We start from the raw sequence: 19,777 nt of genomic DNA on the forward strand, positions 1-19,777 counted from the left end.
TTGTCTACTTCACTAGGCCATCAAGAATGCTAAAGCCTTTGCTCTTGAGCCAGTTGAGAAGAGAATCTTTGGCAACGAGAGCTGCCACCCCAATTGCAGCTTTGCCGAACTGCTGAATCAAAGCCCCCAATGGCTTGAGAGCGAATTCGTTCAAGTACATCCAAGTAATCTGCTTATCTTCCTTCAGCCGTCTCGCGGCCATCGAAAGTTTGTCCAGGATAAATGTCTTTTCCTCCGGACGGGTTGCGGCGTAGCCATTGTCGCCCCGGAGTTTCTCAATCACGTCATCTAATTTTTCAACAGCTCTTCGTTGGGCTTCATCGGAGCCATCAAGCGGTATCGGCTCCCACAAGTCACCTTCCGACCCAGCGGGAAGCGTCAACTCATCGAGGGCTAGATCGCGCTGCAATTTTGCGTAGAATTCATCTTCGAAGCGGTCGACCTTAATAAGTCCGCTTTTCGATATTCTGTAGCCATCCAAGGCAACCTCGTAAGTCGCGCCTCCTTGAATCGCTATACCAGCAAAAGTCGATTTTTCACGCGTTTCAGTCCGCTGCTCCACGTCTCGCTGACTTACTAGTTGAGTCAACTCCATTCTGATCGCGTTTGCTGGCTGTGCCGCAAGCGCCGACCTAATTTGTGCGAACGTAAGATAGGTCGTTGTGTCGTCGAAGAAACGATGATGCAGGATCATCAAGATCTGGTCAGAAATCGACTGTAGATCCAATCGACGCCGCATCATTGTTTCCTTAGGCGCGCTTCTTCTCGCGCATCAGCTCGGCGAAGCGCTGAAAGAGGTAATGCGAGTCGCGCGGGCCGGGCGAAGCTTCCGGGTGGTACTGCACCGAGAACACCGGTTTGCCCTCGAGCTGGATGCCGCAATTCGAGCCGTCGAACAGCGAGATGTGGGTCTGCGTCGCGCCCGATGGCAACGTGTCCTGGTCGACCGCGAAGCCATGGTTCATCGAGGTGATCTCGACCTTGCCAGTGGTCTCGTCCTTGACCGGATGGTTGGCGCCGTGATGGCCCTGGTGCATCTTCTTGGTCTTGGCGCCGACCGCAAGCCCGAGCATCTGATGGCCGAGGCAGATGCCGAAGGTCGGTGTGCCCGACGAAATCACCTGCTGAATGACCGGCACGGCATATTTGCCGGTCGCCGCGGGATCGCCGGGTCCGTTCGACAGGAACACGCCGTCCGGCTTCATCGCCAGGATGTCCTCGGCCGGCGTCGTCGCCGGCACCACCGTCACCTTGCAGCCGACGCCGGCGAGCAGGCGCAGGATGTTGCGCTTGATGCCGTAGTCGATCGCGACGACGTTGAACTCCGGATTGACCTGTCGGCCGAAGCCCTCGTTCCACACCCAGGGGGTCTCGTCCCAGGTGAAGCGCTGGGCGGAGGTCACCATCGGCACGAGGTCCATGCCCTCCAGGCCGGGCCATTCCCGCGCTTCCTTCTTCAGGGCGTCGAGGTCGAAATTGCCGTCCTTGGCATGCGCGATCACGGCGTTCGGCATGCCCTTGGAGCGGATCAGCGCGGTCAGCGCCCGGGTGTCGATGCCGGACAGCCCGATGATCCCGCGCGCACGCAGCCACTGGTCGAGATGGCGGGTGGCGCGGTAGTTCGACGGATCGGTGATCGCGGTGCGCAGGATCACCCCGCGTGCGCCCGGCGTCGCCGCCATGTTCACCGTCTCGATATCCTCGTCGTTGGTGCCGACATTGCCGATATGCGGGAAGGTGAAGGTGATGAGCTGGCCGGCATAGGACGGATCCGTCAGGATCTCCTCATAGCCGGTCATGGCGGTGTTGAAGCAGACCTCGCCCACGGCGTGGCCTTCGGCGCCGAGGCCGTAGCCTTCCAGCACCGTGCCGTCGGCGAGCACGAGGAGCGCGGTCGGTTTATGGTCCGGCCAGGCGGCGTCAGTATCGATGTGTGTCATGAGGCCCCTACATAGTGCCCCAGGCGCGCGGCGTCAAAGCGGGAAGCGGCCGATTCACATGCGATTTCGGTCAATTCGGCCGGAGTTTCGAGGCATCCGACCGGAACGGATGTGGAACCGTGTTGTTTCGGGTGGGCGAACCGCCTAGACCAGCGCCAATGGATTTTGAGAGGGCGAGAGCATGCTGCGCGACGACATCAACAATGCGGTCAAGGAGGCGATGAAGGCCAAGGACGAGCGCAAGCTGTCCACCCTTCGCATGGTGAACTCGACCTTGAAGAACGCCGACATCGCCGCGCGCGGCGAAGGCAAGCCGCCCTTGACCGACGCCGACGTGCTCGCGGTGCTGCAGAAGATGATCAAGCAGCGTCAGGAGTCGGTCGAGCTGTATGAAAAGGGCGGCCGCGCCGAGCTCGCCGCCGGCGAGCGCGAGGAGATCGCGGTCATCTCGGCCTATCTGCCGAAGCAGATGAGCGACGACGAGGTGAAGACCGCCATCTCCGCTGCAGTCGCCGAGACCGGCGCCGCCGGCATGAAGGACATGGGCAAGGTGATCGCCGTGCTGAAGGCCAAGTATACCGGCCAGATGGATTTCGCCAAGGCGAGCGCGCTGGTGAAGGCGGCGCTGTCGGGCTAGGCCGCGCGACGCGAAGCGCCGAGCCATCCCCACATCGTCATGCCCGGGCTTGTCCCGGGCATCCACGTCTTTAAGACTGTCATCAAGAAGAAAGACGTGGATGGCCGGGCCTTCGCCGCGCCGAAGGGGCTTCGGCCCCGCAGGCGGGTCTTCGCCTGGCCATGACGGAGAGAACGATGCTCAAGGAAACGTCCGACTACGACCAGCTCACTCGCGACTTCCGCTGGGACATCCCGGCGCAGTTCAACATCGCGGTCGCGACCTGCGATCGCCACGCCGACGGCTCGGGGCGCCTGGCGCTGATCGTCGTCGAAGAGGACGGCGCCGCACGGCGCGTCTCATTCGATGAGCTGCGCGATTACTCCTGCCGCTTCGCCAACGTATTGAAGGCCGATGGTCTCGCGCAGGGCGACCGCGTCGCGGTGTTCCTGTCGCAGTCGCTGGAGCTGCCGATCGTCCATCTGGCGGCGTTCCGCGCCGGTCTCGTCTCGGTGCCGCTGTTCACGCTGTTCGGCGAGGACGCGCTGCAATTCCGGCTGCAGAACTCCGGCGCCAAGGTCGTCGTCACCGACGCCACGGGCCTTGCGAAGCTCGCGCGCATTCGCGACCGCCTGCCGGAACTCAAGACGATCTATGTCACTGACGGCGACGGCCTCGGCGCCCAAGCCTTCTGGCCGACGCTGGAGCGCGCCTCCGATCAATTCCCGACCGTCGCCACGTCGAGCGACGACCCTGCCATCATCATCTATACCTCGGGTACGACCGGAAATCCCAAGGGCGCGCTGCACGCCCATCGCGTACTGCTCGGCCACCTGCCCAATGTCGAGATGGTGCACGGCTTCCTGCCGAAGCCCGGCGACGTCATGTGGACGCCGGCGGATTGGGCATGGATCGGCGGCCTGTTCGATGCGCTGTTTCCTGCATGGTATCACGCGATCCCGATGATCGGTTATCGCGCCAGGAAATTCGAGCCGCAGGCCGCAATGCAACTGATGGCGGACTACGCCGTCCGCAACGTGTTCCTGCCCCCGACCGCGCTGAAGTTGATGCGCCAGGCCAATGTCAAGCACGAGGGCGTCAAGCTGCGCAGCATCCTCACCGGCGGCGAGTCGCTCGGCGCCGAGCTGCTCGACTGGGTGCGCGCGACCTTCGGCATCGATGCGCACGAGATCTACGGCCAGACCGAATGCAATCTCGTCGTCGGCAACAATGCGAGGCTGTTTCCGATCCGGCCGGGCTCGATGGGCAAGGCGACGCCGGGCTTCGAGGTGCTGATCGTCAACGACAAGGGCGAGGAGCTGCCGCGCGGAGAGAGGGGCATCATCGGCGTGCGCCAGCCCAATCCCTGCACCATGATCGAATATTGGCGCAATCCGGAGGCGACGCAGAAGAAGTTCGCGGGCGACGTGCTGCTGACAGGCGATCTCGGCACCCAGGATGACGACGGCTATTTCTGGTATGCGAGCCGCGAGGACGATGTCATCACGTCGGCCGGCTATCGCATCGGCCCGGCGGAGATCGAGGACACGCTGCTCAAGCATCCGGCAGTCGCGCTGGCGGCCGTCGTCGGCATTCCCGACCCGGTGCGCACGGAGGCCATCAAGGCGTGGATCGTGCTGCGCCCTGGCTTCGTTGCAAATGACACGCTGTCGCGAGAGATCCAGGACTTCGTCAAAGTGAAGCTTGCCGCGCACGAATACCCGCGCCACGTTGAATTCACCGACACCCTGCCGATGACGGCGACCGGCAAGGTGCTGAGGCGGGAGTTGCGGGCGCGGGGGTAGGGGGCTCCCGTTCGTGGGTGCCCAATGGTGCGCCTGGCTCCCTCGCCTCGCTGGCAGTCCCGCGCGGCACGACGGATGGCGACAGACGAGTGCAAAACTGCATCGTCATATGTGATCGCTCCGCCCCTCTGCCCACAAGTTGAAATTGAAATCCCCGCCCTCCCGCTGTTAGCATCACGGCAACAACAACATTCAGGAGGGACCGCCGATGACCGCATCCGTCTCGGGACGATCCGATCCCGTGGTGCGCCGCATCACCACGGCCGATATTGCCGAAGCCTTGACGCAAGGCCTCCGCGATTTTCAGGCTCAGCCCATGTTCGGCCTTGCTTTCGGGCTGATCTATGTACTCGGCGGCATCAGCATCGTGCTGTGCGTCACCGCCTTCGGGATGGTCTACTTGGCCTATCCGCTGGCCGCAGGGTTTGCGCTGATCGGCCCGTTCGTCGCGATCGGTCTCTACGAGGTCAGCCGCCGCCGCGAACTCGGCCAGCCGATTTCCTATGGCGGGATCTGGCGCACGATCACTTCGCGCGGCGAGATCGGCTGGATGGCGTTCGTGACGCTATTTTTCTTCATCATCTGGATGTACCAGGTGCGCCTCCTGATCGCGCTGCTGCTCGGGCTCAATGCCTCGTTCTCCAGCATCAAGGAGTTCATGACCGTGGTGCTGACGACCAACGAGGGTCTGCTCTTCCTCGCGATCGGCAATCTCGACGGCGCCGCTCTATCGCTGGTGCTGTTCTCGCTCACGGTCGTGTCGTTTCCGCTGCTGCTGGAGCGCGACGTCGATTTCGTGACGGCGATGATCACCAGCGTGCGCGCGGTCGTGACGAGTCCCGGCCCGATGATCGGCTGGGCCGCCGTCATCACCGTGCTGCTGATCATTTCGGCATTACCGTACTTCCTCGGGCTGCTGGTCACTGTGCCGGTGCTGGGCCATGCGACCTGGCATCTGTACCGCCGGATCGTAGCTCCGGCATAAGGCAAGGGCGAGCCGCGACGTAGGTTCGATGGCGCATGGACGCCGTCGAACGGGCTCGTTTCGAAACGCGGCTCGCCGGTGGTCCGGCCGGCCCCAATGTCGGAGGAGGATGATGCCGGACAACATCGCGTTGTTTGCCACGATCGTCTTGTTGCTGCCGATGTTCTATCTGCTGCTGGCCGCGCCGGCCTTTCTGCTGGTGCGGCTCGACATCGTGCCGGTCACCCGGCTCCTGCGCGGCATGTTCGACTCCTACTTCGTGGCGCTTTCGATCGCTGGCGGCATCGGCGCGCTCGCCGTGCTGGCCGACGGCCGCCCCGTTCTGGGGCTGGGCATTGGGCTGATCGCGGCGTTCGCGCTGCTCTCGCGCCGCTGGTTTCTGCGGCAGATGGACGCGCGTATCCGCGACAGGGATTCTGGCGATGCGACGGCCCTGCGTCGGCTGCGTTGGTTACATTGGGGTGGCATGCTGAGCAATGCGGTCCAGGTCGGCGCCGTCCTCGCCAGCATCCCACAGATCGCCGCGGTGTCGTAGCAGGCCTTGTCGTTTAAGGTACTGCAATCCCCATCGCCTTCAGGGCCGCCAGCATGCGCGTCGGCGGCGTCATCTTCACCGCGAGCGGCTTGCCCGTCTCGAGCACGCTCTTGAGGCTCGACAGGATGGCCGGCCAGCCCTGGCGTCCGCCAGACAGGATGTCGTCGGAGAGCGGCCGCTCATGCGCTTCAGTCATCGTGAGACGGACGGCGTCGCCGGCCGGTTCGATCTCATAGGTCACGAGCGTGCGGCCCAGTGCCTCGACGAGGCCGGGCCAGTTGACGTCCCAGGTGACGGTCAGCCGGTGCGGCGGCTCGCAGACGATCACCTGGCCGCTGATGTGTTCGGAGCCGTCCGGCGCGCGCACGATGAAGGCGCCGCCCGCCCTCAGTTCGGCTTCCACGGCGAAGCCGAAGAAATATTGCCGGCTGAACTCGGCGGAGGTCAGCGCCTGCCACACCTTCTCAGGGCTGGCGGCGATGTAGATCGTGTAGACGGTGGCGGGCTTGAACTTTGCAAGATCCATCGCTCAGACTCCCTTGCCGAGCGCTGACATCGGGATCACCAGCGCCGTTCCGGTCTCAAGCAGACTTTTTAGGCCGGACATGATCGCGGGCCAGCCGTTGGAAACCGCATCGAGCAATCTCCGTGCCCCTTCGAAGCCTTCATGCGTCAGGGTCAGCTTGACGGAGTTGCCGTGCTGTTCGATCGCGAACACGACCTTGGTCGGCTGCTCGTTGCGAAACTCGTCTTTCAGGACGTGCTGGAAGGTGTAGGAGAGCCGGCGTGGCGGATCGAACTCCAGAATCTGGCCGACATCCGTCGCCATCCCGTCGGTCACCAGCGTGAACGGCGAGCCGACGCGCCAGTCGGAATGCAGTTCGGTGCCGAACCAGTAGCGCTTTGCGAATTCGTTTGATGTCAGCGCTTCCCACAATTTCTCGGGCGTCGTCGCGATATACGTGACGTAGACGAATTCGGGCTTACTCATCGCGCTCCTCCAATTGCCGCTTCAACTCGCTGAGCGCGGCGAGCTTGCCGCGCTCGAATTTCCTGATCCAGCGCTCCCCGATGTGATGGATCGGCACCGGATTGAGATAGTGCAGCTTCTCGCGGCCATGCCGGATCGTCGCGACCAGATTGGCCGCTTCCAGAATGGCAAGGTGCTTGGTCACGGCCTGTCGCGTCATCGCGAGGCCGTCGCAGAGTTCGGTCAGGGTTTGCCCGTTCCGCGCGTGGAGCCTGTCGAGCAGGGCGCGTCGTGAGCCGTCCGCAAGCGCCTTGAAGACATCATCCATGTGAGAAAGAATAGGCAACCAAATGGTTGCGTGTCAAGAACGCTGCGCTGTGGATCGCGCGAGGACAAGCGGGCTTTCCTCTGCAGACATGTCGTGCATTAGTGAGCGCCTCATTCGCATCGAGGCGCCTCATGTCCCTGCAAGTCTATCTCGCCTTCGTCGCCGCCTGTATCGGGCTGGCGCTGCTGCCGGGTCCCGTCGTGACGCTGCTGATCGCCAACGGTCTGCGCCACGGGACCCGCGCCGCGCTCATCAATATCGCCGGCGTGCAGACCGGGCTGGCGATCGCGATCGGCATCGTCGCCGTCGGCCTGACGTCGCTGATGGCCACGATGGGCTATTGGTTCGAATGGGTGCGGCTGGTCGGTGCGGCCTATCTGGTGTGGCTCGGAATTCAGCTCATCCGCTCGCCGATCGAGGGGATCTCTGCGGGCGAGGCGCCGCCACCGCCGCCGCGCGGCGGCTTTTTCCTGCAGGGGCTGCTGGTGCTGCTCTCAAACCCGAAGGTGATGGTGTTCTTCGGCGCGTTCCTGCCGCAGTTCATGGACATGAGCCGGGATCACGTGCCGCAGGTCGGTTTGCTCGGCGTCACTTTCATGGTGATCGCGGGTCTCACCGACGCGATCTATGCGCTGCTCGCGGGCCGTGCGCGAAAACTGTTCTCGGCCAGGCGGACGCGGCTGGTGTCGCGCATCTCCGGCGGCTTCATGATCGGCGGCGGCGTGTGGCTGGCGCTGACCCGGGCACGGTGAGCACGCGTTCGGCCCCGCGGCCGCATCGCCGTCTGCTGACGCGCGCTACAGGCTGATCGTCCCCTTCACCACCGGCGCGACGTCGCCGCCGATCCAGATCGTGTCGCCGTCCTGCGCGACATGGACGCGGCCGGCGCGACCGAGCACGGTGCCCTGGGAGGCGACATATTGCTTCGGAGCAATTCCGGCTCCGATCAGCCATTGCGCCAGACTTGCATTGAGGCTGCCCGTCACCGGGTCCTCGCCGCCGCCCCACATGAAGCCGCGGACCTCGTAGTCGGCATCTGTGCCATCTTGCGCCCGATCCCATGGCGCAACAACGCCGATCGGCTGTTGCGGCAGCGACGCCGGATTGTAGCGGATGTCGAGCAGCGCGCGGCGCGAGTCGATCAGCACGCCGATCCAGCCCGGGCCGTTGTCGATCCACTGCACGGCGCGCATCGTGCTCGTTGGGATGCCGAGCGCTGCTGCGATCCTGCTCGTCAGCTCGGCATCGACGGCGCCGGAGCGGCGGAGGGGCGGGGCGGCGAAGGCGAGGCGATCTCCGTCACGCTTGATGCGCACGAGGCCCGCGCCGCATTCCTGCACCACATGCTCGCCCTTTGGCCGGCCGCCGAGCGCGAGCCATACGTGGCATGAGCCGAGCGTCGGATGGCCCGCAAAAGGCAGTTCGCGCTGCGGGGTGAAGATGCGCACGCGATAATCAGCGCCCGGATTCTGAGCGCGTGACAGGAAGGTCGTCTCGGACAGATTGGTCCAGTTGGCGATCGCCTGCATCGCTGCATCGTCGAGGCCGTCGGCCTCGGCGATCACGGCGAGCGGGTTGCCTTTGAAGGCGACCTTGGAGAACACGTCGACTTGATGGAACGGAAGCGCGAGCATTGCGGTGCCCTCCTCGATGTCGGCGTCAGTCGCGCCAGAACGGCTTGTTGGCCTCTTCCTGCACGACCACGGGATCAAGGCCGCAGTCGCGCATCTGCTCGCGATCGAGCATCGCCAGTTCGGACCGCCAGAACAGGCGCCGCAGCCAGAGTTGCGGGACCTGGAGCAAATTGCTCTTTCCGTGGGCAACCTGCGGAGTTGCCCAACGCTGCGCCAGGGAATATGCCATGAGTCACCTATCGCTCTTCAATTGCGTTGTTCGAAGAGCAATCGCGCAGTACATATCTCGGTGCAATCGAAACATTGCTCTCGGTGCAATATAGCATGAATGCTTCGTATACGGCCCTGGTGGACGACATTGCCGAGGACATCGCCAACGGCAGGCTGAAGGCCGGCGACCGGCTGCCGCCGCAGCGTCAGTTCGCCTATGAACGGGGAATTGCCGCATCCACGGCAGCGCGCGTCTATGCCGAATTATTGCGCAGGGGTCTGGTCGTGGGCGAGGTCGGGCGCGGCACCTTCGTCGCGGGAGAGGCGGTACCGGTACCACCCTCGCTGCGGCTGGAGCCGTTCGATGGCCGCATCGATCTCGAGTTCAATTTCCCGACCCTGCCGGATCAGGCGGCCCTGATCGCGAAGTCGCTTGCCGCATGGCAGCGGCCGGAGAAGCTGGCGCCGGTGCTGGCGCCGATCACGCAGCGGCGGCTGGCCGAGGCCGGGCGCACCGCCGCGGCCTTCTTCGCCAGCGAGCGCTGGCGCCCGCGCGCGGAGAACTTCGTCTTCGCCGGCAGTGGTCGGCAGTCGCTGGCTGCGGCGATCTCGGCGCTGGTGCCGGTCGGTGGCCGGCTCGGCGTCGAGGCCGTCACCTATCCGATGATCAAGGGCATCGCGGCGCGGCTGGGCGTGACCCTGGTGCCGCTCGCGATGGACGGCGAGGGCGTCCGCCCGGATGCCCTGACCAAGGCGCACCGCGCGAGCGCGCTCAACGCGATCTACATCCAGCCGGTGATGCAGAATCCGCTCGGCCTGACGATGAGCGAGGCGAGGCGCGAGGAGATCGTGCGTCTGGTGCGCAAGCACGAGCTGATGATCATCGAGGACCTCGTCTACGGCTTCCTCAGCGATCAGGTCTCGCTGGCGACGCAGGCCGAGGAGCGTGTCGTCGTGGTCGACAGCCTTGCCAAGCGGCTCGCGCCGGGGATTGCGGTCGGTTTTCTCTACGTGCCGGGAAGCATGCGCGAAAAATTCGCCGCCACGGTGCGCACCGGGGCCTGGTCGGTGACGTCGCTGGCGCTGGCCGCCGGCATGGGGCTGCTCGCCGACGGCACGGCGGCCGAGATCACCAGGCGCAAGCGGGCCGACGCGCTGGTGCGGCAGGCGATCGTCGCCGAGTGCCTCGCCGGCCATCACATCGAGGCCGATCCGCGCTCCTACCATGTCTGGCTGCATCTGCCGGAGGGCTGGCGCGCCGAAGCCTTGACCGCCGCGGCCGCGCGCGCCGGCATCGCGATCACGCCGGCGAGCGCGTTTGCGGTGGCGCACGGCCATTCACCGAACGCGGTGCGGCTCGCGCTCGGCCTGCCGAGCCATGACGATCTGCGCACGGCGCTGTGGCGGCTCGCGGGCCTGCTCGCCCATCACGACGCCTCCGACATGACGGAGTAGCGGGCTAAGCGAGACCCTTGCTGCGCAGCTCGACCTCGATCTCGCCGAGAATGCGGATCAGCCGCTCGGCCCAGCGCTGCTGGTCCTCGGGCTCGGCGATTTCGTTCTGACGAATCTCGATGCCGGAATTGATCAGCCCGCGCGCCTCGCCATGCACGGGGATGGTGTAGTCGGTGCCGTCGCCGACCGCATAGGGCTGATTGTCGCCCACCACGAGATCGGGCTCGGCCCGCAACGCCCTCAACAGCAGCGGCGGCAGCACACGGTCGTGCTGATACAGCGTGCCAATGTGCCAGGGCCGCGCGATGCCCGCATAGACCGGCGTGAAGCTGTGCAGCGAGACGAGGATGGTCGGCCGCCCCGCGGCCTTGCGCGCATCGAGCACCTCGGTGATGCGGTCGTGATAGGGATCGAAGATCGCGCGGCGCCGGAGCTCGGCGTCCTCATGCGTCAGACCCTCATTGCCGGGGATCGTGGTGCGCTCGCTGATCATCGGAATCGCGTTCGGCGCCTTCGGCGAGCGGTTGCAGTCGATCACCAGCCGCGAATAGCGCTGCGCGATCAGATGCGCATCGAGCGCCCGCGATACGGCCTCCGCGACGCCGGCGATACCGATGTCCCAGGCGATGTGCCGCTCCAGTTCGCTTTCGGGCAGGCCGAGATCGCCGAGTGCGCGCGGCAGCAGGCGGCCATAGTGATCGCACGTGAAGAACAAGGCCGACGCCCCATCGGCGTTGCGCTCGAGCACGGGTGGAACTTCGTCTGGCTGGAGGAGTCGATGAGTGTTGCTCGTGCCGGACACGGTCATGCTGCCTCCCGTTGCTTCATGAAGCGGCAGACCGATCTCGGATTGGGCAGACGGATGAGGATTGGGCCGGCGGACATCATGATGGTCGCCCAAACGATGCTGATTCTGGCGATCATTCACAAGACAGAAGTTCGCAATGGGCCTACGGTCCGGGCTGGATGAGGCTGGCGCATCGTGCCGCTCGAACGGGGCGAAGGAGCCTTCATGCTGATCAAGGTTGGATTTGAGATCGCCTATGCGGCTCCGGCGGCAACGCCGATGGTGATCATGCTGTCGATCCATCCGTCGCGCTTTCCCGACATCGTCGGCACCGAGACGATCACGACCGAGCCCAAGGTGCCGATCAAATTCTACAACGACAGCTTCGGCAATCTCTGTGGACGGCTGGTGGCGCCGGCCGGCGGGGTCACCTTCCACGGCAGCGCCATCGTCCGCGACAGCGGGCGGCCGGACGCGATCGATCCCGGCGCCCAGCAACTGTCGATCGAGCAGCTGCCCGATGAGCTTCTGCTGTATCTGATGCCGAGCCGCTATTGCGAGACCGACAAGCTGGCCGAGGTCGCCTGGTCGTTGTTCGGCAGCGCGCCGGCGGGATGGGCGCGCGTGCAGGCGATCTGCGACTTCGTGCACGGCCACGTCACGTTCGGCTATGAGCACGCCCACGCCATGAAGTCGGCGCACGACGTCTATCAGCAGCGCGCCGGCGTCTGCCGCGACTTCGCCCACCTCGCGCTGACCTTCTGCCGCTGCATGGGCATTCCGGCTCGCTATTGCACCGGTTATCTCGGCGACATCGGCGTGCCGCCGGACCCGGTCCCGATGGATTTCTCGGGCTGGTTCGAGGTCTATCTCTCGGGCCGGTGGTACACGTTCGATGCCCGCCACAACGTGCCGCGCATCGGTCGCATCCTGATGGCGACCGGACGGGACGCCGCCGACGTCGCGCTGTCGACCTCGTTCGGCCTGATGACCCTGACCAAATTCCACGTCGTCAGCGATGAGATCGCGGCCGCCTGAGCAGAGAAAGGCGCGGCCGGCCGCCGCTTCGCATCATCGGCGATCGCCGCTATAGACGGGCCATGACCACCGATCTCCTGTTCGTCTACGGCACGCTGATGCGCGGCTTCGACCATCCGATGGCGCGGCTGTTGTCGGCCAATGCCGATTTCGTCGCCGAGGCAAGCTGCCGCGGCCAGTTGTACCGCATCCAGCATTATCCCGGCCTGGTGCCGTCCGATGACGCGGCCGATCTCGTCCATGGCGAGCTGTTCCGGCTGCACCAGCCGGAGCCGATGCTGCGCGAGTTCGACATGTACGAGGCCTGCGGCGAAGGCTTCGCCGCGCCGACCGAATATCTGCGCCGGTGCCTCGCCGTGACGCTGGCCGACGGCGCGGCCCGCGAGGCCTGGACCTACGTGTACAACTGGCCCGTGGACGAGGCCGCCCGCATCGCCTCGGGACGGTTTTTGGCGCCCTAAGTCTCTCCGCGCCGTCATTCCGGGACATCGCGCAGCGATGGGCCCGGAATCCATAACCACGAACGGTGCGAGGACACGCAGTGGCGCGGCCGTCCCGCCTCACGACTGGTCGTGGTTATGGATTCCGGGCTCGCCCTGCGGGCGCCCCGGAATGACGAGAGGAGAGGGCCGTGCCTGTGAATAGCCCGGACAAGCCGGAGGAAGTTCACATTTCGTACACGGGTGCCTATATGCCTAGGCCACCACCACAGGACCACCAGCCCGCTCATGGCCCGCTTCACGCCGGAATTTCTCGATGAGCTGCGCGCCCGGCTTCCGGTCTCGGACGTCGTCGGCAAGCGCGTGAAGCTCAAGAAGGCCGGGCGCGAGTGGAAGGGGCTGTCGCCGTTCCAGCAGGAGAAGACGCCGTCCTTCTACGTCAACGACCAGAAGGGTTTTTATCACGACTTCTCGTCCGGCAAGCACGGCAACATCTTCGACTTCGTGATGGAGACCGAGGGCTGCAGCTTCCCCGAAGCCGTGGAGCGGCTCGCGGGAATCGCCGGCCTGGCGCTGCCCGCGGTCACGCCCGACGCGGCGCGCCAGGAGCGGCAGCGCAAGACGCTGTACGACGTGATGGAGCTGGCGGCGAAGTTCTTTTCTGACACGCTGGCGTCCCGTCATGGCGCGCGCGCCCGCGGCTATCTTGCCGATCGCGCGATCCTGCCGCAGACGCAGCTCCAATTCCGGCTTGGCTACGCGCCGCCGGATCGGTTCGGCTTGAAGGAATATCTCGGCGCCCAGGGCATCCCGGTGGCCGACATGGTCGAGGCGGGATTGCTGGTCGGTGGCGACGACATTCCCGTGCCGTATGACCGCTTCCGCGACCGCGTGATGTTCCCGATCACCGATCTCCGCGGACGCGTCATCGCCTTCGGCGGTCGCGCGCTGCAGAAGGACGTGCCGGCGAAATACCTGAACTCGCCGGAGACGCCGCTCTTCCACAAGGGCGACAACCTCTACAATCTCGCCAGCGCCCGTCAGGCCGCCCATAACGGCGCGCCGATGATCGTGGTCGAGGGCTATGTCGACGTCATTGCGCTGGTCGCGGCCGGCTTTGCCGGCGCCGTGGCGCCGCTCGGCACCGCGCTGACCGAGAGCCAACTTTCGCTGATCTGGAAGATGGTCGACGAGCCGATCCTGTGTTTCGATGGCGACCGCGCCGGCCAAAAGGCGGCCTATCGGGCCGCAGACCTTGCTTTGCCGCATCTCAAGCCTGGCAAGAGCCTGCGCTTCGCGCTCTTGCCCGAGGGACAGGATCCCGACGACCTCGTCCGCTCCGGCGGTCGCGGCGCGGTCGAGGAGGTGCTCAAAATCGCAAAACCCCTCGCCGAGGTGATCTGGTCGCGCGAGATCGAGGGCGGCAGCTTCAACACCCCGGAGCGCCGTGCCGCGCTGGAGGCGCGGATCGGCCAGCTCACCGGCGGCATCGCCGACGAGGTGGTACGGCGCTACTACAAGCAGGATCTCGGCGACCGGCTGTACCGGGCGTTCGCCCCGGACGGCGGCCGGGGGTTTGGCCGCGGCTTCGGTGCCGAATCAGGACGGCGTTTTGCTCCCCGCAGTCCCGGTTCCGGACAGCCTGGGCGGTTATCCACAGGAGGCGGTCGCCGCGGCGGACCGCCATCCACAGGCCAGGCCATGGCCCGCGGCCCCTACCAGGCGGCCAGCCCGCAGCTCGCCATGAGCCCGATCATGCGCGGCCAGCGCTCGGCGATCTCGCGCCGGGAGGCCCTGATCCTGCAGTGCCTGATCAACCACCCCTGGCTCCTGCACGACCACCTGGAGGAGGTCGCCGCGCTGGAACTGGCCCATCCCGAGGCGCACAAGCTCCGCGCCGCCATCATCGCCGCCTTCGCCCACGACCATCACCATTCGCCGGATCCGGACGAGCAGGCCGAGAAGATGCGGGCCGATCTGGAGAAGGCAGGCTTTTCCGAGCTTCTTCAACGGGTTGAGCGCGCGATCACGACGGCGGCGGTGTGGGCGACCAAATCGGGCGCGGCGCGCGATGACGTTCTTGCGACCTGGCATCAGCTGGTTGCCTTGCATCGGCAATGGCACTCCTTACTTAGGGAATTGAAGGATGCCGAGCTGGCGCTGGGCGAGGAGCCGAGCGAGCCGAACATGGGCTGGTTGAGGGACGTGAAGGCCAGGATGGCCGAGATGGACGGCACCGAGGCGCTGATCGAAGGCTTCGGGGAACTGTCCGGGCGTACCAATCGCAACGTGTAGAATTCGGGCCCGGCGCCCTGTCGTCGACGAGCACATTTCGGCCCGGTCCGCCCGAGCGGTCTCGGGTCCGCGCGAAAAGACTCGCCAAATCCATGGTTTGGCTGCAAAAACAGGGTTAATCGAAGTTTAAGAGGTCCGGGGCATTTTCTGCGGCAGATGGGTTGGTTTCGCTGTCGGACACCGCGCCTGCATGTCGGGCGCCGGATTCGATTGCAAAACCGGTATCGCTTTTGCAAGAAACGCGCGCCGGTCCGAAAACGGGACGACACCAGCGTAGGACGAAACGAGCGACGGGCTTCAGGGGGTGGCGACGTTAAAAGTGCGCCGCCCTTTCCGCGTCGAGAACAGTTTGAGTAGAGCAGGCGGGCGCCGCGATGCCAAGGGCTACGATGCCACGGGCGGAGCGGGCGCGTTTCGGGAGCAATGAATGGCCACGAAGGCAAAGACGCTGCAGGTGAAGGACAAGGAAAAGGACGACAAGGCCGCGGACGCTCCCGAGAAGGACGCCGCCGATGCGCCGTCGCCGTTGCTCGACCTGTCGGACGCCGCCGTCAAGAAGATGATCAAGCAGGCCAAGAAGCGCGGCTTCGTGACCTTTGATCAGCTCAACGAGGTCCTGCCTTCCGACACCACCTCGCCGGAACAGATCGAAGACATCATGTCGATGCTCTCCGACATGGGCATCAACGTGACCGAGGCCGAGGAGGCCGACGAGTCCGACGAGAAGGACGACGGCGAGGACGAGACCGACAACGAGCTTGTCGAGATCACCCAGAAGGCCGTCACCGAGGTCAAGAAGTCCGAGCCCGGCGAGCGCACCGACGATCCCGTGCGCATGTATCTGCGCGAGATGGGCACCGTCGAGCTGCTGTCGCGCGAGGGTGAAATCGCCATCGCCAAGCGCATCGAGGCCGGCCGCGAGGCGATGATCGCGGGCCTCTGCGAAAGCCCGCTGACGTTCCAGGCCATCATCATCTGGCGCGACGAGCTCAACGAAGGCAAGATCTTCCTTCGCGACATCATCGATCTCGAAGCCACCTATGCCGGCCCTGAGGCCAAGGGCGGCATGAATCCGCAGATCGCCGCGCCGGTGAATGGCGAGGGCGCTGCGGCCGAGGGCGGCGAGGTCCAGGCCGCGGTCGCGCCGCCGGCCGCCCCGCAGCAGCCGACGCCGTTCCGCGCCGCGCCGAACGGCGCGCCCGCCGAGGAGAAGGATCCCGGCGAGGCGGCGGCCGAAGCCGACATGGACGACGACGAGTTCGAGAACCAGATGTCGCTCGCCGCCATCGAGGCCGAGCTGAAGCCGAAGGTGGTCGAGACCTTCGACAAGATCGCGTCCGAGTACAAGAAGCTGCGACGCCTGCAGGAGCAGGACATCGCCAACCAGCTGCAGAGCGAGTCGCTGTCGCCCTCGCAGGAGCGCAAGTACAAGAAGCTCAAGGACGAGATCATCGTCGAGGTGAAGTCGCTGCGCCTCAACCAGGCCCGCATCGACAGCCTCGTCGAGCAGCTCTACGACATCAACAAGAAGCTGGTCTCGTTCGAGAGCCGGCTGATGCGCTTGGCCGACTCCCACGGCGTCGCGCGCGAGGACTTCCTGCGCAACTACCAGGGCTCGGAGCTCGACCCGCGCTGGCTCAACCGCGTCTCCAAGCTCTCCGCGAAGGGCTGGAAGAACTTCGTCCATTACGAGAAGGACCGCATCAAGGACCTGCGCCAGGAGGTGCAGGCCATGGCCGCGCTCACCGGTCTGGAGATCGGCGAGTTCCGCAAGATCGTGCACTCGGTGCAGAAGGGCGAGCGCGAGGCCCGTCAGGCCAAGAAGGAGATGGTGGAAGCCAATCTCCGTCTCGTGATCTCGATCGCCAAGAAGTACACCAACCGCGGCCTGCAGTTCCTCGATCTGATCCAGGAAGGCAACATCGGCCTGATGAAGGCGGTCGACAAGTTCGAGTATCGCCGCGGCTACAAGTTCTCGACCTACGCCACCTGGTGGATCCGGCAGGCGATCACCCGTTCGATCGCCGACCAGGCCCGCACCATCCGCATCCCCGTGCACATGATCGAGACGATCAACAAGATCGTCCGCACCTCGCGCCAGATGCTGAACGAGATCGGCCGCGAGCCGACCCCGGAGGAGCTCGCCGAGAAGCTCGGCATGCCCTTGGAGAAGGTGCGCAAGGTCCTCAAGATCGCGAAGGAGCCGCTCTCGCTCGAAACCCCCGTGGGTGACGAGGAGGACTCTCATCTCGGCGATTTCATCGAGGACAAGAACGCGATCCTGCCGATCGACGCCGCCATCCAGTCCAACCTGCGCGAGACGACGACCCGCGTGCTCGCCTCGCTCACCCCGCGCGAAGAGCGTGTGCTGCGCATGCGCTTCGGCATCGGCATGAACACCGACCACACGCTGGAAGAAGTCGGCCAGCAGTTCTCGGTGACCAGAGAGCGCATTCGTCAGATCGAGGCAAAGGCGCTGCGGAAGCTGAAGCATCCGAGCCGGTCGCGGAAGCTGCGGAGCTTCTTGGATAACTAATTCGGCCACCGATTGGTCGTCATTGCCGGGCTTGACCCGGCAATCCATCGAGACATCAACGGCGGGCCGAAAGGCCCGTCTTTTTGTTTGTTCTGCTCATGGTTCCAGCGCACGAAAGAAGAGCTTCCGATGTCCTCGACTCTGTTCGCGAGCATGCGCCTGCTCGACAAACTCGGCCTTCACTTCTTCATTGAACGAACGCGCCCCGATACGATCCGCCTGTCGGTGACGTTGGTAGGCGAGCGGCTCGAGATCGATGTGTTCGAAGATGGCCATCTCGAATTCAGCCGCTTCCGCGGCGACGAGAGTGTAGAGGGCGGCTACGAAGAGCTGATGCTCTTTTTGCAGTCTCAAGGGGAGTGAGCATGCGCATCCAATCATCGCTGGACGCGGTGCCTGCGTAGTTCGTGTTGCATGCTCCGGTTGTCCGTCATTGCGAGCGAAGCGAAGCAATCCAGAGCTGCGCGTACGATTCTGGATTGCTTCGCTCGCAATGACGAGGGGCGGCGCTGAGGTGTCCGGGTTAGCCGACACGACCTCTTGTCCGCAAATGTCCGTGTCCTTGCTGCAAGAGGCCGAACTTTGCGCAGACGGCGTTGGGCGATCGGCTGCTAGGAATTGGCGCCTCACCGGACGCCTATCCCATGCATGACGACGAGTTCTCATCGGCCGCAGCGCACGACAGCGCCGCCGCGATCTGGGCGCCGCAGCGCCCCTTCATTGCCGCCGAAGCTCGGCTCGCAGCCCGCGCGGCGCAGCAGCCCTGGACTGCAGCCCTCTACGAATTCCTCCGCTTCGGCGTGAAGCAGGCTTGGGCCTGCCTGTTCGGCGGCATCGCGGTGGCGCTGATGCTGCTGACGTGGCGGTTCTATCCGGCGAACGCGCCGCTCGCGCGCTACGATTTTCTCTTCCTCTGCATGCTCGGCGTCCAAGCCGCATTGCTCGCTGCGCGTCTGGAGACATTCGAGGAGGCGAAGATCATCCTGATCTATCACCTCGTCGGCACCGCGATGGAGCTGTTCAAGACCGCGACCGGCTCGTGGATCTATCCCGAGCCAAGCCTCATCAAGCTCGGCGGCGTACCGCTGTTCTCCGGCTTCATGTATTCCTGCATCGGCAGCTATCTCTGCCGGGTCTGGCGGCTGTTCGACTTCCGCTTCACCGGCCCCCCCTCACGGCGCTGGCTGATCGGCTTGAGCGCGGCCATCTACCTCAACTTCTTCACCGACCATTACGGGATCGATCTGCGGGTCGTGCTGTTCGGCTGGGCGGCGCTGCTGTTCGCACCGGCGACCGTCCACTTCAAGGTCTGGCGCGTGCACCGTGCGATGCCGCTGCTGCTCGGGCTGGTCCTGGTGTCGCTGTTCATCTGGCTGTCGGAGAACATCGGCACCTTCACCCGGGTCTGGCTCTATCCGCAGCAGGCCCATGGCTGGGCCATGGTGTCGCCGGCCAAGCTCGGCTCGTGGTTTCTGCTGCTGATCATCAGCTACACGCTGGTCAGCCTGATCAATCGGCCGAGGGCGATGGAGCAGGGCAGAGCGGTGAGGTCGGCCGCCGTCGAGCCGGAGCGAGAGGCGGCGTGACGGTCGGATGTGGGTCGAGATATCTCCGCGTCATGCGCGGGCTTGTCCCGCCCGCGCGGCCGAAGCCGCTTCGTCGCGGCGAAGGCCCGCCCATCCACGTCATTGCGACGTCAACGACGCGGATGGCCGGGACAAGCCCGGCCATGACGCGTAACCCATGATGACGTCGTTCGTGGTGCGCAGTTGATCGTGGGCACGCGGCCGCCTGGCGGCGGTCGCTTTGCCCACCCTACGGCAGCTCGGCCGGCCTACTTCTTCTTCGCCCCAACGCGCTCGAGCGACTTGATCTGAAGCGGCGGGCGGCCGGATTTTTCGGCGATCTCGCGGTCCTGCTCCATGATGAAGCCGCGCGCGGGCTCGTCGCCGTCGAGACCGCCGAGCAGCTCGGCCGGGACGCGCCGGTTGGAGCGCTGCGAGCCGTCCTCGTAGGTCACGTTGAAGAAGGCGAATTCGCCTTTGGGATTGGAGCCGGGTTTTTTCGCCATGGATGGCGCTTTACGGCGGCGGGACCGGTCCGGTCAATGCCAGAAAATGCTTATCCGCTGCCCGAATTTGACTTTTTCGTCATATGGTTTTCGCCGAATCGGCAGGGCGGCCGGAGCGATCACGGACCGGCC

At 65.0% G+C, this 19,777-nt stretch carries 21 protein-coding genes; 12 read left to right on the forward strand and 9 right to left on the reverse strand.

The features are described from left to right. Positions 1-4: 4 nt before the first annotated feature. Together QX073_RS29355 and carA are read right to left on the reverse strand one after the other, a co-directional pair. A complete protein-coding gene (locus tag QX073_RS29355; RefSeq protein ID WP_316171514.1) occupies positions 5-739 on the reverse strand; it encodes a hypothetical protein in 735 nt (244 codons plus the stop codon). 10 nt (positions 740-749) lie between these two features. Then, positions 750-1,940 (reverse strand): glutamine-hydrolyzing carbamoyl-phosphate synthase small subunit, encoded by a 1,191-nt coding sequence (carA, locus tag QX073_RS29360; RefSeq protein WP_316171516.1) that lies wholly within the window; start codon positions 1,938-1,940, stop codon positions 750-752. 181 nt (positions 1,941-2,121) lie between these two features. Here carA and QX073_RS29365 point away from each other — a divergent pair, with 181 nt between their 5' ends. The 4 genes from QX073_RS29365 (at position 2,122) to QX073_RS29380 (ending at position 5,881) form a co-directional block, all read left to right on the forward strand. After that, positions 2,122-2,577 (forward strand): GatB/YqeY domain-containing protein, encoded by a 456-nt coding sequence (locus QX073_RS29365; protein WP_315717508.1) that lies wholly within the window; start codon positions 2,122-2,124, stop codon positions 2,575-2,577. Between the two features lie 176 nt (positions 2,578-2,753). After that, a complete protein-coding gene (locus QX073_RS29370; RefSeq protein ID WP_315717507.1) occupies positions 2,754-4,361 on the forward strand; it encodes an acyl-CoA synthetase in 1,608 nt (535 codons plus the stop codon). A 208-nt stretch (positions 4,362-4,569) separates the two neighbouring features. Next, entirely contained in the window at positions 4,570-5,346 is a 777-nt protein-coding gene (locus tag QX073_RS29375; protein WP_315717506.1) for a DUF2189 domain-containing protein, read from the forward strand. 112 nt (positions 5,347-5,458) lie between these two features. Beyond that, complete coding sequence (locus QX073_RS29380; RefSeq protein ID WP_315826724.1) at positions 5,459-5,881, forward strand: hypothetical protein; 423 nt, start codon at positions 5,459-5,461, stop codon at positions 5,879-5,881. Positions 5,882-5,894: 13 nt separating this feature from the next. Here the strand turns inward: QX073_RS29380 and QX073_RS29385 are convergent, their stop codons facing one another. The 3 genes from QX073_RS29385 to QX073_RS29395 are packed head-to-tail and all read right to left on the reverse strand — an operon-like array spanning position 5,895 to position 7,179. Beyond that, positions 5,895-6,407, reverse strand: a complete 513-nt coding sequence (locus QX073_RS29385) for an SRPBCC family protein (protein ID WP_315717504.1) — start codon at positions 6,405-6,407, stop codon at positions 5,895-5,897. A gap of 3 nt (positions 6,408-6,410) precedes the next feature. Continuing rightward, the gene (locus QX073_RS29390; protein WP_316171518.1) at positions 6,411-6,872 is read right to left on the reverse strand and encodes an SRPBCC family protein; all 462 of its coding nucleotides are present in this window, start codon (positions 6,870-6,872) and stop codon (positions 6,411-6,413) included. Next, positions 6,865-7,179 carry a helix-turn-helix domain-containing protein gene (locus QX073_RS29395; protein WP_315754598.1) on the reverse strand — a complete coding sequence of 105 codons (315 nt, stop codon included), beginning with the start codon at positions 7,177-7,179 and terminating at the stop codon, positions 6,865-6,867. The genes QX073_RS29390 and QX073_RS29395 overlap by 8 nt, the downstream gene beginning before the upstream one ends. Before the next feature lie 131 nt (positions 7,180-7,310). Between QX073_RS29395 and QX073_RS29400 the strand changes: the two genes are divergently transcribed. Continuing rightward, entirely contained in the window at positions 7,311-7,931 is a 621-nt protein-coding gene (locus QX073_RS29400) for a LysE family translocator (protein ID WP_316171520.1), read from the forward strand. Between the two features lie 45 nt (positions 7,932-7,976). On the opposite strand, the gene QX073_RS29405 is transcribed toward QX073_RS29400, so the two are convergent. Next, positions 7,977-8,813 carry a PhzF family phenazine biosynthesis protein gene (locus QX073_RS29405; protein WP_316171522.1) on the reverse strand — a complete coding sequence of 279 codons (837 nt, stop codon included), beginning with the start codon at positions 8,811-8,813 and terminating at the stop codon, positions 7,977-7,979. A 25-nt stretch (positions 8,814-8,838) separates the two neighbouring features. Then, positions 8,839-8,982: a hypothetical protein gene (locus QX073_RS29410; protein WP_315717499.1), complete on the reverse strand. Its 144-nt coding sequence runs from the start codon at positions 8,980-8,982 to the stop codon at positions 8,839-8,841. A gap of 86 nt (positions 8,983-9,068) precedes the next feature. Here QX073_RS29410 and QX073_RS29415 point away from each other — a divergent pair, with 86 nt between their 5' ends. After that, complete coding sequence (locus QX073_RS29415; protein WP_315754592.1) at positions 9,069-10,478, forward strand: PLP-dependent aminotransferase family protein; 1,410 nt, start codon at positions 9,069-9,071, stop codon at positions 10,476-10,478. Between the two features lie 4 nt (positions 10,479-10,482). Here the strand turns inward: QX073_RS29415 and QX073_RS29420 are convergent, their stop codons facing one another. Next, positions 10,483-11,286: an N-formylglutamate amidohydrolase gene (locus tag QX073_RS29420; protein ID WP_315810603.1), complete on the reverse strand. Its 804-nt coding sequence runs from the start codon at positions 11,284-11,286 to the stop codon at positions 10,483-10,485. Positions 11,287-11,490: 204 nt separating this feature from the next. Between QX073_RS29420 and QX073_RS29425 the strand changes: the two genes are divergently transcribed. The 6 genes from QX073_RS29425 (at position 11,491) to QX073_RS29450 (ending at position 19,160) form a co-directional block, all read left to right on the forward strand. Next, positions 11,491-12,303, forward strand: a complete 813-nt coding sequence (locus QX073_RS29425; protein ID WP_315810604.1) for a transglutaminase family protein — start codon at positions 11,491-11,493, stop codon at positions 12,301-12,303. A gap of 62 nt (positions 12,304-12,365) precedes the next feature. Beyond that, positions 12,366-12,764: a gamma-glutamylcyclotransferase family protein gene (locus QX073_RS29430; protein WP_316195330.1), complete on the forward strand. Its 399-nt coding sequence runs from the start codon at positions 12,366-12,368 to the stop codon at positions 12,762-12,764. Positions 12,765-13,031: 267 nt separating this feature from the next. Then, a complete protein-coding gene (gene dnaG / locus QX073_RS29435) occupies positions 13,032-15,038 on the forward strand; it encodes a DNA primase (protein WP_315754586.1) in 2,007 nt (668 codons plus the stop codon). A 427-nt stretch (positions 15,039-15,465) separates the two neighbouring features. After that, on the forward strand, positions 15,466-17,574 hold the full coding sequence (rpoD, locus tag QX073_RS29440) for an RNA polymerase sigma factor RpoD (protein ID WP_315717492.1): 2,109 nt from the start codon (positions 15,466-15,468) through the stop codon (positions 17,572-17,574). A gap of 12 nt (positions 17,575-17,586) precedes the next feature. Continuing rightward, positions 17,587-17,937 carry a hypothetical protein gene (locus QX073_RS29445; RefSeq protein WP_315754583.1) on the forward strand — a complete coding sequence of 117 codons (351 nt, stop codon included), beginning with the start codon at positions 17,587-17,589 and terminating at the stop codon, positions 17,935-17,937. 281 nt (positions 17,938-18,218) lie between these two features. Beyond that, positions 18,219-19,160, forward strand: coding sequence for a DUF817 domain-containing protein (locus tag QX073_RS29450; protein ID WP_316226783.1), 942 nt, complete (start codon positions 18,219-18,221; stop codon positions 19,158-19,160). A gap of 248 nt (positions 19,161-19,408) precedes the next feature. On the opposite strand, the gene QX073_RS29455 is transcribed toward QX073_RS29450, so the two are convergent. Beyond that, positions 19,409-19,645, reverse strand: a complete 237-nt coding sequence (locus QX073_RS29455; protein ID WP_315716474.1) for a hypothetical protein — start codon at positions 19,643-19,645, stop codon at positions 19,409-19,411. Positions 19,646-19,777 lie beyond the last annotated feature (132 nt).

It is taken from the genome of Bradyrhizobium sp. SZCCHNS3052, assembly GCF_032484495.1.
GTDB lineage: Bacteria > Pseudomonadota > Alphaproteobacteria > Rhizobiales > Xanthobacteraceae > Bradyrhizobium.